This is a genomic window from Pseudomonas sp. Pseusp9 (assembly GCF_059491265.1).
Genome location: NZ_CP168500.1, coordinates 2063467 through 2077121 on the forward strand (window position 1 = coordinate 2063467; position 13655 = coordinate 2077121).

At 60.7% G+C, this 13655-nt stretch carries 11 protein-coding genes; 3 read left to right on the plus strand and 8 right to left on the minus strand.

All coding sequences use genetic code 11. The features are described 5' to 3' along the window. Positions 1-73 precede the first annotated feature (73 nt). Positions 74-415 carry a DUF6124 family protein gene (locus tag ACEN8E_RS09320; RefSeq protein WP_495592352.1) on the minus strand — a complete coding sequence of 114 codons (342 nt, stop codon included), beginning with the start codon at positions 413-415 and terminating at the stop codon, positions 74-76. A gap of 129 nt (positions 416-544) precedes the next feature. Between ACEN8E_RS09320 and ACEN8E_RS09325 the strand changes: the two genes are divergently transcribed. Continuing rightward, the gene (locus tag ACEN8E_RS09325) at positions 545-1192 is read left to right on the plus strand and encodes a LexA family protein (protein WP_495592353.1); all 648 of its coding nucleotides are present in this window, start codon (positions 545-547) and stop codon (positions 1190-1192) included. 39 nt (positions 1193-1231) lie between these two features. Here ACEN8E_RS09325 and ACEN8E_RS09330 read toward each other — a convergent pair whose 3' ends face one another. From ACEN8E_RS09330 to ACEN8E_RS09345, 4 genes are all read right to left on the minus strand, one after another. Continuing rightward, positions 1232-3187 carry an acetyl/propionyl/methylcrotonyl-CoA carboxylase subunit alpha gene (locus tag ACEN8E_RS09330; protein ID WP_495592354.1) on the minus strand — a complete coding sequence of 652 codons (1956 nt, stop codon included), beginning with the start codon at positions 3185-3187 and terminating at the stop codon, positions 1232-1234. Next, on the minus strand, positions 3187-3999 hold the full coding sequence (locus ACEN8E_RS09335) for a gamma-carboxygeranoyl-CoA hydratase (protein ID WP_495592355.1): 813 nt from the start codon (positions 3997-3999) through the stop codon (positions 3187-3189). The genes ACEN8E_RS09330 and ACEN8E_RS09335 overlap by 1 nt, the downstream gene beginning before the upstream one ends. Positions 4000-4134: 135 nt before the next feature. Further along, positions 4135-5742, minus strand: coding sequence for a carboxyl transferase domain-containing protein (locus ACEN8E_RS09340; RefSeq protein WP_495592356.1), 1608 nt, complete (start codon positions 5740-5742; stop codon positions 4135-4137). A gap of 12 nt (positions 5743-5754) precedes the next feature. Further along, a complete protein-coding gene (locus tag ACEN8E_RS09345; RefSeq protein WP_413427499.1) occupies positions 5755-6918 on the minus strand; it encodes an isovaleryl-CoA dehydrogenase in 1164 nt (387 codons plus the stop codon). A 303-nt stretch (positions 6919-7221) separates the two neighbouring features. Between ACEN8E_RS09345 and ACEN8E_RS09350 the strand changes: the two genes are divergently transcribed. After that, positions 7222-8919, plus strand: coding sequence for an AMP-binding protein (locus ACEN8E_RS09350; RefSeq protein WP_495592357.1), 1698 nt, complete (start codon positions 7222-7224; stop codon positions 8917-8919). A 692-nt stretch (positions 8920-9611) separates the two neighbouring features. On the opposite strand, the gene ACEN8E_RS09355 is transcribed toward ACEN8E_RS09350, so the two are convergent. The 3 genes from ACEN8E_RS09355 to ACEN8E_RS09365 form a co-directional block, all read right to left on the minus strand. Further along, positions 9612-10511, minus strand: a complete 900-nt coding sequence (locus ACEN8E_RS09355; protein ID WP_495592358.1) for a hydroxymethylglutaryl-CoA lyase — start codon at positions 10509-10511, stop codon at positions 9612-9614. Positions 10512-10661: 150 nt separating this feature from the next. Then, the gene (locus ACEN8E_RS09360) at positions 10662-11063 is read right to left on the minus strand and encodes a MerR family transcriptional regulator (protein ID WP_007980992.1); all 402 of its coding nucleotides are present in this window, start codon (positions 11061-11063) and stop codon (positions 10662-10664) included. 179 nt (positions 11064-11242) lie between these two features. Then, positions 11243-12172, minus strand: coding sequence for a LysR family transcriptional regulator (locus tag ACEN8E_RS09365; RefSeq protein WP_495592359.1), 930 nt, complete (start codon positions 12170-12172; stop codon positions 11243-11245). Between the two features lie 165 nt (positions 12173-12337). On the opposite strand from ACEN8E_RS09365, the gene ACEN8E_RS09370 reads away from it, so the two are divergent. Next, positions 12338-13567: an acyl-CoA dehydrogenase gene (locus tag ACEN8E_RS09370; protein ID WP_413427502.1), complete on the plus strand. Its 1230-nt coding sequence runs from the start codon at positions 12338-12340 to the stop codon at positions 13565-13567. Positions 13568-13655 lie beyond the last annotated feature (88 nt).

Genomic DNA, 13655 nt, shown 5'->3' on the forward strand with positions numbered 1-13655 from the left:
CATTTGCGAGTCAAGCGTTTTTGCCTGCTCGACAGGAAAACTCTTTCCTGCCTTCTCGATTTACCCCCTCACCTCAACCGTTTTCATACTTCTCCAGCGATCGATCGACCATCGCCTTGGCCATGTCGATCATGTGCACCGTCGAAAATGCCAGGTCGCGGTTTGCGCCTTGCAGGTGATTGGCCGACTCGTACGCGATGGCAGCAGCACAGCGCAGCAGGTCCAAGGCATGGACCAGCGCCTCTTCGCCGCTGATGTTGCGGTTCACATCAAAAAAGCGCGGCTCGGCCACCTCCTCCGAAACAGCTGGTTTCAAGTAATAGTCCAGCGCGCGTTGAGCTGCCGCTGAGCCTTGAGGCGAGGTGAGGGTGGTGTCGATTTGCATGTCCGGCAGGTCATTGGCGGGATGGTTCATGGTGATGGCAAGCTCCGTGTCAGATTCAGATCCGTGAATCGATCCTAATACGATCTGTATTTGTGACGACGATTTAAATACTACAATTTGTGTTTTGATGGCCGGAGTCACCCACGTATCGTGCCGCACATGGATAAATGGATTGAATTGGTCAAGGCCAAGATGAGTGAACTGAAAATCACTCAAGAGATACTCGCCGAGCGCCTCGGGATGTCCCAGGGCGGCATTGGCCACTGGCTCAACAAACGTCGTGAACCCGGCATCGAAGACATGAATCGTGTGCTGCGGGCGCTGGGCCTCGAGTTTCTCGAGGTGGCGCTGGTGATCCGCGAACCGCAGGCGTCAACCGACGACGAAATCCCCCTGACACAGAAGTACAACCCGTACTTTCGCTACCCGATCAGCGAATGGCGCGAACCTGCCGAAGTGCGCGACGGAGAGGCCGCGGTGTATGCAAAGGGGCGCTTCGAACTGTCCGATTACCACGCCCGGGGGCCGGCGTTCTGGTTGAGAGTGACAGGTGATGCGATGACCGCACCCAATGGCATCAGCATCCCGGAAGGCATGCTGATTCTGGTGGACCCGGCCGTGGAAGCCGTGCCAGGCAAACTGGTCATTGCCCAGTGGCCGGACAGCGCCGAAGCCACGTTTCGCAAGTTGATCGAAGAGGGCGGGCAGCGTTACCTGGTCCCGCTCAATCCGACGTATCCGAAAGCCTTGTACACCGAAGAATGTCGAATCATCGGCGTAGTGGTTCAGGCAACGACAAAGTTCTGATCAGATCGGTCCTCGCAATGCGCAGGACCGATCTTCATTTCAAGCTTCTTCCAGTTCGACCAACGCACTGCCTTCGCTGACCATCTCGCCTTCCTGGCAATACAGCGCCTTGATCACCCCGGCGTGCGGTGCGCGAATGCTGTGCTCCATCTTCATCGCTTCCAGCACCACCAATTGCGCCCCGGCTTCGACCGTTTGCCCGGCCTCCACCAGCACGCGCACGATGCTGCCGTTCATCGGTGCGGTCAGCCCGCCTTGATGGCTGTGGCTGGCCTCGACGGCGCTGATCGGGTCGTAGGCCTCGATGCGGCGCAGCTCGCCATCCCACTGCAAATACACGTACTCGCCACGGCGTATTGCGCGGTGTTGACGGCGCACGCCAGCATGCTCGGTCAACAGTTGCTCGCCCTTGAGTCGAGCGCTGTGGGCGTCGATGTCGCCCAGCGTCAGCGCGCGGTCCTGGCCTTCACAACTCAAGTGAAGGGTGATTTCTCTCGGCAAACCGGCACGCAGCCCGTTACCCGCCGCCCATGGCGAACTCGGGTCGTCGGCGCGGGTTGCAGGTGGCTGGCTCTGGGTAAACGCCTGGGCGGCGGCTTGCCAGAAGTCATCGCTGAGTTCTGCCGGCGCCGGCAGCAACTGTTCCTGATAGCGCGGAATGAAGCCGGTATCCAGTTCGGCAGCGGCAAATGCCGGGTGGCCGATGATGCGCCGCAGGAAATTGATATTGGTCTTCAGGCCGCCGATGGCGAATTCGTCGAGCATGCTCAGCAAGCGCAAGCGCGCCTGTTCACGGTCTTCGCCCCAGGCGATCAGCTTGCCGAGCATCGGGTCGTAGAACGGCGAGATTTCATCGCCTTCTTCAACACCGCTGTCCACTCGACGCCCCGACCCCGGGGCGGACTCGCGATACAGCTCCAGGCGACCGGTCGCCGGCAGGAAGTCATTGCCCGGATCTTCGGCATACAGTCGCACTTCGATCGCGTGCCCCACCAGCGGCACCTGATCCTGAGTCATCGGCAACGCTTCGCCACGTGCCACGCGAATCTGCCAGGCCACCAGGTCGAGGCCGGTGATGGCTTCGGTGACCGGGTGTTCCACTTGCAGACGGGTGTTCATCTCCATGAAGAAGAACTCGCCGCGCGCATCCAGCAAAAACTCAACGGTGCCGGCGCCGACATAACCGATGGCCTGGGCTGAACGCACGGCGGCCTCACCCATGGCGCGACGCAGTTCCGCGCTCAGGCCTGGTGCCGGGGCTTCTTCGACGACTTTCTGGTGCCGCCGCTGAATCGAGCAGTCACGTTCGTTGAGGTACAGGCAGTTGCCGTGTTGGTCGGCGAACACCTGGATTTCCACGTGGCGTGGCTTGAGCAGGTATTTCTCCACCAGCATCCGCGAATCGCCGAACGACGATTGTGCTTCACGCTGTGCCGAGGCCAGGGCTTCGGCCAGTTGGCTGACGTCCTCGACCACTTTCATGCCTTTGCCACCGCCACCGGCGGTAGCCTTGAGCAGCACCGGGTAGCCGATGCGCTCGCAGGCGGCGCGGAAGGTTTCCAGGTCCTGGGCTTCGCCGTGATAACCGGGCACCAACGGCACGCCGGCGGTTTCCATCAAGGCTTTGGCGGCGGACTTGCTGCCCATGGCGTCGATGGCCGAGGCAGGCGGGCCGAGGAATATCAGGCCGGCGCTTTCGATGGCGCGGGCGAACCCGGCGTTTTCCGACAGAAAGCCATAGCCGGGGTGAATCGCCTGGGCGCCGCTGGCCTTGGCGGCAGCGATCAGTTTGTCGATTTGCAGGTAGCTGTCGGCGGCTTTGCTGCCACCCAGGTCGACGCGAATGTCGGCTTCGCGGCTGTGTCGGGCGTCACGGTCGGTGGCGCTGTGCACGGCCACGGTCGTCAGGCCCAGCGCCTTGGCGGTACGCATTACCCGGCAAGCGATTTCGCCACGGTTGGCCACCAGCAGGGTGGTGAGGACAGGTGCGCTCATCAACGGGGCTCCTTGGTGGTTTGTGCTTGCCAGCTCGGCGGACGTTTTTGCAGGAAGGCGCGCAGGCCCTCCTGGCCTTCCGGGCTGACGCGGATACGGGCGATGGCATTTTCGGTGTAGCGGCGCAGTGCCGGGTTCAGTGAGCCGTCGCCGACTTCGCGCAACAGCTCCTTGCTGGCGCGCATCGCAGCCGGACTGTTGAGCAGCAAATTGTCGATCCAATGCTCGACTTTCTGTTCCAGCTCGGCACTTGCATAGCTTTCCGACAACAGACCGATTTCCCGTGCCCGTTGCCCGCCGAAGCGCTCGGCGGTCAAGGCGTAGCGACGGGTCGCGCGCTCGCCGATGGCTTGCACCACGAACGGGCTGATCACTGCCGGCGCCAGGCCGATGCGCACTTCCGACAGGCAGAACTGCGCATCATCGGCACCGATGGCCATGTCGCAGCAACTGATCAGGCCCAGCGCGCCGCCAAAGGCCGCGCCTTGCACCACGGCCAGGGTCGGGATTTTCAGTTTGGCCAGGTTGTACATCAACTCCGCCAGTTCCCGGGCGTCATCGAGGTTGGTGGCGTAGTCGAGTTCGGCCGATTGCTGCATCCAGGCCAGGTCGGCGCCGGCGCTGAAATGCTTGCCGCGCCCGCGCACGATCAGAAAACGCAGGCTGGCATCGCTCGCGACTTTGTCGAGGGCGAGGATCAGCTCGCGGATCATTTCGGCGTTGAAGGCGTTGTTCTTTTCTTCACGGCTGAGCCACAGGGTGGCAAAACCACGCGGGTCGGTCAGCAGTTCGAGGGTGTTGAAGTCGCTCATATTGTCCGTCTCCACAACTCTGTTCTTCTGTAGGAGCGAGCAAGCTCGCGATAAACGCTCAAACAACGCTGGCTACCAGATGCCCCGCGTCTTCGTTAACGACCATCGCGAGCAGGCTCGCTCCTACAGAAAAAATCACATCCGGAACACGCCGAAGCGGCTCGGTTCGATTGGCGCGTTCAACGACGCGGACAAGGCCAGGGCCAGTACGTCGCGGGTCTGGGCCGGGTCAATGACACCGTCATCCCACAGGCGCGCGCTGGAATAGTAGGGGTGACCCTGCTCTTCGTACTGGTCGAGGATCGGTTGCTTGATCTCGGCTTCCTGCTCGGCGCTGAAACCATGGCCACCGCGTTCGGCCTGTTCGCGCTTGACCTGCACCAGAACACCGGCAGCCTGTTCGGCGCCCATCACACCAATGCGCGCATTCGGCCACATCCACAGGAAACGCGGATCGTAGGCGCGGCCACACATGCCGTAGTTACCGGCGCCGAAGCTGCCACCGATGATCACCGTGAACTTCGGCACCTTGGCGCAAGCCACCGCCGTCACCAGTTTCGCGCCGTGCTTGGCGATGCCGCCGGCCTCGTATTTCTGGCCGACCATGAAGCCGGTGATATTCTGCAAGAACAGCAACGGAATGCCGCGCTGACAGGCCAGCTCAATGAAGTGCGCACCTTTCTGCGCCGCTTCGGCGAAGAGAATGCCGTTGTTGGCGAGGATCGCGATCGGGTAACCGTGCAGGTAGGCGAAACCGCAGACCAGCGTAGTCCCGAACAGCGCCTTGAACTCGTCGAACACCGATCCGTCCACCAGTCGCGCAATCACTTCACGCACGTCGAACGGTTGCTTGGCGTCGGCCGGGACCACACCGTACAACTCGTCACTGCTGTAGAGCGGGGCGATCGGCGTGCGTTGCTGAACCTCACCTTGCTTGCGCCAGTTGAGGTTGGCGACGCTGCGACGGGCGATGGCCAGGGCGTGTTCATCGCTCTCGGCGTAATGGTCGGCCACCCCGGAAATCTTGCAGTGCACATCGGCGCCACCAAGGTCTTCGGCACTGACCACTTCACCGGTCGCGGCTTTCACCAGCGGCGGGCCGGCGAGGAAGATCGTCGCTTGTTCGCGGACCATGATCGCTTCGTCGGCCATCGCCGGCACATACGCACCGCCAGCGGTGCAGGAGCCCATGACCACGGCAATCTGCGGAATGCCCATGGCGCTCATGTTGGCCTGGTTGAAGAAGATCCGCCCGAAGTGCTCGCGGTCCGGAAACACTTCATCCTGACGCGGCAAGTTGGCGCCACCGGAGTCCACCAGATAGATGCACGGCAGGCGGTTTTGCTGGGCGATGGTCTGGGCGCGCAGGTGTTTTTTTACTGTCAGCGGATAGTACGAGCCGCCTTTTACCGTGGCGTCGTTGGCGACGATCATGCATTCGACGCCTTCCACGCGGCCAATCCCGGCAATCACGCCAGCGGCGGGAACGTCTTCGCCATACACCTCGTAGGCCGCCAATTGGCTGATTTCCAGAAACGGAGAACCCGGATCCAGCAAGCGGTTGATGCGCTCGCGGGGCAGCAGTTTACCCCGCGAGGTGTGGCGCTCCTGCGCTTTCGGGCCGCCACCTTGGGCGACCTGGGCGAGCAGGGTGTGCAGGGCGTCGACCTGTTTGAGCATCGCCGCGCTGTTGGCGGCGAACTCCGCAGAACGTGGGTTGAGCTGGGTATGCAGGATAGCCATGGGCAGCTCCGTTTAGCGGGTTTCGTTGAACAGTTCGCGACCGATCAGCATGCGCCGGATCTCACTGGTGCCGGCGCCGATTTCGTACAGCTTGGCGTCACGTAGCAGGCGGCCCGCCGGGAATTCGTTGATGTAGCCGTTGCCACCGAGAATCTGGATCGCGTCGAGGGCCATTTGCGTGGCGCGTTCGGCGGAATAGAGGATTACCCCGGCGGCGTCCTTGCGCGTGGTTTCGCCGCGCTCGCAAGCCTGGGCCACGGCATACAGATAGGCGCGGCTGGCGTTGAGTTGGGTGTACATGTCGGCGACCTTGCCCTGGATCAGCTGGAATTCGCCGATGCTCTGGCCGAACTGCTTGCGGTCGTGGATGTACGGCACGATCAGGTCCATGCACGCCTGCATGATCCCGGTCGGGCCACCGGACAGGACAACGCGCTCGTAGTCGAGGCCGCTCATCAGCACCTTTACGCCACCGTTGAGCACGCCGAGGATGTTTTCTTCCGGCACTTCGACGTCATCGAAAAACAGCTCGCAGGTGTTCGAACCGCGCATGCCGAGCTTGTCGAACTTGTTGCTGCGGCTGAAGCCTTTCCAGTCGCGCTCGACGATGAAGGCGGTGATGCCGTGGGGGCCCTTTTCCAGGTCGGTCTTGGCGTAGATCACATAGGTGTTGGCGTCCGGACCGTTGGTGATCCAGGTCTTGCTGCCGTTGAGCACGTACTTGTCGCCGCGTTTGTCGGCACGCAGTTTCATCGAGACCACGTCGGAGCCGGCATTCGGCTCGCTCATGGCCAATGCGCCGATGTGCTCGCCGCTGATCAGTTTCGGCAGGTATTTGGATTTCTGTTCGTGGTTGCCGTTGCGGTTGATCTGGTTGACGCAGAGGTTGGAGTGGGCGCCGTAGGACAGGGCCACCGAGGCCGAGCCACGGCTGATTTCTTCCATGGCGACCACGTGGGCCAGGTAACCCAGGCCGGCACCGCCGTACTCTTCCGGCACGGTAATGCCCAGCAGGCCCATGTCGCCGAATTTGCGCCACAGGTCGGCGGGGAACAGGTTGTCGGTGTCGATCTGAGCGGCACGCGGGGCGATCTCTTTGGCGACGAAGGACTGAACCTGATCGCGCAGCATGTCGATGGTTTCACCGAGGGCAAAGTTCAGGGATGGGTAGCTCATGGGGCACCTTTTGGCTTTTTTGTCGGGCGGGGAGGGTCGTGATTCAGTTCTCACCTTTACGTTAACGTAAACCTGTGACGAATGGCTGTCAATCACCCTTTACGTTAACGTCAACTTGAGCGAGAGTAGGGGCAGTTCAAGATAGAAAAGCGGACCAACCCTGTAGGAGCGAGCTTGCTCGCGATGAGCTTAAAGGCGACGCATTTTTCAGGCAGTACGCGTCATCGTTGACCTCCATCGCGAGCAAGCTCGCTCCTACAGATGACCGCGAGTAGCCCATTAATAAAGACAATAGGGGTCGTCATGGATCAACCCAGTGCAAACCCGCAACGCAGTTACACCCGTGGTTCCCAGGATAAAGCCTTGCTGGCGATGACTATCGGCCAGGCGTTCGACAACACGGTTGCGCAGTACCCGGACGGGGAGGCGCTGGTGGTGCGCCATCAACAGCTGCGTTACACCTGGCGGCAATTGGCCGAGGCCGCGGACCTGCACGCCAGGGCGCTTCTGGCGTTGGGGCTGCAAGCCGGGGACCGTCTCGGCATTTGGGCACCGAACTGTGCGCAGTGGTGCATCAGCCAGATTGCCACCGCGAAAATCGGCGTGATTCTGGTCAATATCAATCCTGCGTATCGCAGTTCCGAACTCGAATACGTACTCAAGCAATCCGGTTGCCAATGGCTGGTATGTGCCGGGGCCTTCAAGACCTCGAACTATCACGCGATGCTGCAAGGCCTGGTGCCGGAACTGGCCGAGCAATCCATCGGCAAGTTGCACAGCGAGCGGTTGCCGGAGTTGCGTGGTGTCATCAGCCTGGATGCGCAGCCGCCATCGGGGTTCCTGCCATGGTCGCAACTGGCCGCTCTGGCAGGTAGCGTGACGCTCGAGCAACTGCATGAGCGCCAGGACAGTCTGAATTTCGATCAGCCGGTGAATATCCAGTACACCTCCGGCACCACCGGTTTCCCCAAGGGCGCGACCCTCAGTCACTACAACATTCTCAACAATGGCTACATGGTCGGCGAAAGCCTGGGCCTGACGGCGGCCGATCGCCTGGTGATTCCGGTACCGCTGTATCACTGCTTCGGCATGGTCATGGGCAACCTCGGCTGCATCACCCATGGCAGCACGATGATTTATCCGAATGACGCGTTCGATCCGCTGCTGACCCTCAACACCGTTGCCGAAGAAAAGGCCACAGCGTTGTACGGCGTGCCAACCATGTTCATCGCCATGCTCGATCAGCCGCAGCGCGCGGAGTTCGACCTGTCGAGCCTGCGCACCGGGATCATGGCGGGCGCAACCTGTCCTATCGAAGTGATGCGCCGGGTCATCAGTGAAATGCACATGAGTGAAGTGCAGATTGCCTACGGCATGACGGAAACCAGTCCCGTGTCGTTGCAGACCGGTCCGTCGGACGATCTGGAATTGCGCGTTACCACGGTCGGGCGCACCCAGCCGCAACTGGAAAGCAAGATCATTGACGAGGCGGGCAACCTGGTGCCCCGTGGCACTATCGGTGAGCTGTGTACCCGTGGCTACAGTGTGATGGTGGGCTACTGGAACAACCTCGAAGGCACCGCAGAAGCCATCGATCAGGCCGGCTGGATGCACACCGGCGACCTGGCGAGCATGAACGATGAGGGTTACGTGTGCATTGCCGGGCGTAACAAGGACATGATCATCCGTGGCGGTGAGAATATTTACCCGCGGGAACTGGAAGAGTTTTTCTTTACTCATCCGGCGGTTGCCGACGTTCAGGTGATCGGCATTCCTTGTTCGCGCTACGGCGAAGAGATCGTCGCCTGGATCAAGTTCCACCCCGGCCACAGCGCCACCGAGCAAGAGCTGCAAGCCTGGTGCAAGGAGCGCATCGCGCACTTCAAGACGCCGCGCTACTTCAAGTTCGTCGAGGAGTTTCCAATGACCGTGACCGGCAAGATCCAGAAATTCCGGATGCGCGAGATCAGTATCGAGGAGTTGCGCATCAACAAGGCCTGACGAGGCCTCTTGCAGGAGCGAGCTTGCTCGCGAAGAACTCAAGGATGCCGCGTTCATTCAGGATGTACGCGTTATCGTTGGCGACCTTCGCGAGCAAGCTCGCTCCTACAGAGGGCGGTGTAAAACCTGAATGCCAGACAGCACAAAGGGGAGCCGAAGCTCCCCTTTAATTTGTCGTTGCGCGTGCTCTTTTTTTATTATTGAGGGTCGGTCTGTTTTTGTTTTTGGCAACCGTTGCCCTTTACCGCTGTTTTTGGCGATCCCCATTCGGGATCAAGAGCAAACGTATTTTTTTGAGCGCTGATCTACTTTTTCGCCAAGCGATCCAACCAGTTCGGGAGCTACCTGAAGGTAGTTTTATTGTTCTCTGCCCGGTTGCGGGTAACTCCGAAAAGCACCCTGAAAAGCACATCTTCTCCAAAAAAATCTGTTAGCTGCGTCTCTGCCGTGTTGTTTTTGTTATGTCAGAGTCGTTACGTCTTGTTTTTATTAGGTTTGCCGCAATTTTTTTATTCTTGTTGTGCGATAGATATAGCAGAAGCCGTGCCAACTTTTTAAAAGCCTTTAAAATCAATGGTTTGGAGATTTGTAGGGTTTTTCGCCTCAGGTAAAACCCTACATTTTGTTTCCGTGTTACTCGTATGTGCCCACGTTTGTGTCCGCGCGGTAACACCCGGACACACTCAGCGTACTCACTGTGCGCTGCGGGCCTTGGCCACGCGGGAACCGGTAGGGCGACCCAGTACGGTGCAAATCTGCTGACCGGCGAGCATCAAGGCGTCCAGATCGATTCCGGTGTCGATGCCCAGGCCGTTGAGCAGGTAAACCACGTCTTCGGTCGCCACGTTACCGCTGGCGCCCTTGGCATAGGGGCAGCCGCCCAGGCCGGCGATGGAGCTGTCGAACACCGCGATGCCTTCCAGCAGGCTGGCGTAGATGTTGGCCACAGCCTGACCGTAGGTGTCGTGAAAGTGCCCTGCGAGTTTTTCCCGGGGCACAGCCTTTGATACCGCTTCGAACATCTTGCGGGTTGCGCCAGCGGTGCCGGTGCCGATGGTGTCCCCCAGCGAGACCTCATAACAGCCCATGGCATAGAGCTCGCGAGCGACCACGGCGACTTGCTCCGGGGCGACGTTCCCTTCATAGGGGCAGCCCAGCACACAGGACACATACCCGCGCACGGTCACCCCATGTTGTCTGGCAGCGTCCATGATCGGCCCGAAACGCTCCAGGCTTTCGCTGATCGAACAGTTGATGTTGCGCTGGGAAAAAGCTTCGGATGCTGCCGCGAACACGGCCACTTCCTTGACCCCGGCGGCGAGGGCATCTTCAAAGCCGCGCAGGTTGGGAGCGAGCGCGCCATACACCACACCCGGTTTGCGCTGTATCTGTGCGAAAACCTCGGCGGAACCGGCCATCTGCGGCACCCACTTGGGCGAAACGAAGCTGCCGACTTCTATATAACCGAGGCCCGCGGCCGTGAGCGCGTCGACCAGTTGCACCTTGTCGGCGACGCTGATGGGCTGGGCTTCGTTCTGCAGGCCGTCGCGCGGGCCGACTTCGACAATACGTACGTGGGAGGGGAGGGACATGGGCTTCGACCTGTGCTGATTGTTCGGAGAACCCTGTAGGAGCGAGCCTGCTCGCGATGGGCTCCCAGGCACCGCGTTTATCCAGCAGACACGCGTTATCGTTGACGGCCATCGCGAGCAAGCTCGCTCCTACAAGGGGGCGGTGTGGATTTACTGAATTGATTCCTGGCTTTTGAGCGTCTGCTCCAGCGCCTGCACGCAGCGCTCTTCGGCAGTATCCAGCTCCAGTTTCATCTGTTCGATGTCCAGCAACTGCTGTTCAAGCTGCTCACGGCGCTCGCTGATTTTCGCCAGCATGCTGTGCAGTTGCTTGGTGTTACCGCTGGAGGGGTCGTAGAGCTCGATCAGCTCGCGGCATTCAGCCAGCGAGAAACCGATGCGTTTGCCCCGCAGGATCAGCTTCAGGCTGACCTTGTCGCGAGGCGAGTAAATGCGTTCCTGGCCACGACGCTCGGGGCTGAGCAGGCCTTGCTCTTCATAGAAGCGAATGGCGCGGGTGGTGATGTCGAGCTCGCGGGCGAGATCGGAAATGCTGTAGGTCTGGCTGCTCATGGGCGCGCTCGCAAAAGGTCATGGCGCTAAGCTAATGGCAGGTTGACGTTTACGTCAAGGGGCATTGGATTTCGCTGTTCTTGCTGGCCCCTTCGCGAGCAGGCTCGCTCCCACAGGGGGAGCACATTCCAAATGTGGGAGCGAGCCTGCTCGCGAAAAAGGCACCTCGGTATCAAGCCTTAAGCCTTCTCGAGCTTTTTCTCCTGCGCCGTCACCTGCTGGCACAACTCGATCATCTGCTCGCGCATCCAGCGGTTCGCCGGGTCCTGGTCGGTGCTTTCGTGCCAGTACAGGTGGGTTTCCACCGGCGGCACATCGTTGACCGGCAGATAAAAGGCGTGCAGGTCGTTGCGGCGGGCGAAGCGTTCCGGCACGGTCATGACCATGTCCGTCTGCTGCAACACTTGCGAGGCCATCAGGTAATGCTGGGAGCGCAGGGCGATCTTGCGCTGGATGCCCATCTTGCCCAGTGCCAGGTCGACATGGCCGAGACCACTGCGGCGGCTGGAAATATGGATGTGGGTCAGGCCCAGGTAATCGTCCAGCGTGAGTTTCTCCTTGCCCGCCAGCGGATGCCCCTTGCGCATGGCGCACACGTAGCGGTCTTCCATCAACTTGACGTGGCGTACCTGCGGGTCGGTGTTGAGCGGCGCATCGACCGCGAAGTCGAGGCGCCCGGCTGCCAGTTCCTTGGTGGTTTCGCGGCGTTTGGACAGGAAGCTTTCGATGATCACCGTCGGCGCCAGGCGGCGCAGGCGCTGGAACAGCGGCGGCAGGATCACCGCTTCAGTGAGGTCGGTCATGCTGATGCGGTAGGTCTTGACCGCTTGCTGCGGGTTGAAAATGCGGCTTTCCTGCACCGACACGCGCAGCAGCGAGAGCGCGTTGCGTACCGGACCGATGATGTTCTGGGCCATGGGCGTCGGCACCATGCCCTGGGCGGTGCGCACGAACAGCGGGTCGTTGAAGGTCTCGCGCAGACGCGCCAGCGCATTCGACACCGCCGGTTGGGTAATGCCGACGATTTGCCCGGCGCGGGTCAGATTGGCTTCGGTGTAGATCGCGTCGAAGACGATGAAAAGGTTGAGATCGACCTTGCTCAGATTCATTACGCGGGCTCTCTTATTGTGTGGGCGGACTGACCGTGGCGAACAGCCGATCATATATCGGTGATGAATGTTAATACACGCCGAGAATAGGCTAGGTAAATTATCAACGCTGTTCTAGCATCGATACATGATCTAAACAACCTCCCCCAAGAAGGTATCTCGCTCATGGATTTCGCTTATTCGCCCAAGGTTCAGGAACTGCGCGAGCGCGTGACAGCGTTCATGGACACCTACGTTTATCCTGCCGAAGCGGTGTTCGAGCGCCAGGTCGCCGAAGGCGATCGCTGGCAGCCGACCGCGATCATGGAAGAGCTCAAGGCCAAGGCCAAGGCCGAAGGCCTGTGGAATTTGTTTCTGCCTGAGTCTGAACTGGGTGCGGGCCTGACCAACCTCGAATACGCGCCGCTGGCGGAAATCATGGGCCGCTCGCTGCTGGGGCCAGAGCCGTTCAACTGCTCGGCACCGGACACCGGCAACATGGAAGTGCTGGTGCGTTACGCCAACGAAGAGCAGAAGCAACGCTGGCTCGAACCCTTGCTGCGCGGCGAGATCCGCTCGGCATTCGCCATGACCGAACCGGATGTCGCATCCTCCGACGCCACCAACATGGCCGCCCGTGCGGTGCGCGATGGCGACGAGTGGGTGATCAACGGCAAGAAATGGTGGACCTCGGGTGCGTGCGATCCGCGCTGCAAGATCCTGATTTTCATGGGGCTGAGCAATCCGGACGGGCCGCGTCACGCCCAGCACTCGATGATTCTGGTGCCGGTGGACACCCCCGGGGTGAAAATCCTGCGTCCACTGCCGGTGTTCGGCTACGACGACGCTCCCCACGGACATGCCGAAGTGCTGTTTGAAAATGTCCGGGTGCCGTACGAAAACGTCCTGCTGGGCGAAGGCCGCGGCTTCGAAATTGCGCAAGGTCGCCTTGGCCCGGGCCGGATTCACCACTGCATGCGTTCGATCGGCATGGCCGAGCGTGCGCTGGAACTGATGTGCAAACGCTCGGTGAGCCGTACGGCATTCGGCAAACCCCTGGCGCGGCTGGGCGGTAACGTCGACAAGATCGCCGACTCGCGGATGGAGATCGACATGGCACGCCTGCTGACACTGAAGGCGGCGTACATGATGGACACGGTTGGCAATAAAGTGGCTCGCAGCGAGATCGCGCAGATCAAGGTCGTCGCGCCAAACGTTGCGTTGCGCGTGATCGACCGGGCAATCCAGATCCACGGCGGGGCAGGGGTTTCCAACGATTTCCCGCTGGCCTACATGTACGCAATGCAGCGCACCCTGCGCCTGGCCGACGGCCCGGACGAAGTGCACCGCGCGGCGATCGGCAAGTTCGAGATCGGCAAGTATGTGCCGAAGGAAATGATGCGTAGCGGGCACTGACAGGCACCGCGTTATCGTTCATCGCGAGCAGGCTCGCTCCCACAGGTTTAGTGCGACCTATGTAGGAGCGAGCCTGCTCGCGATGGCG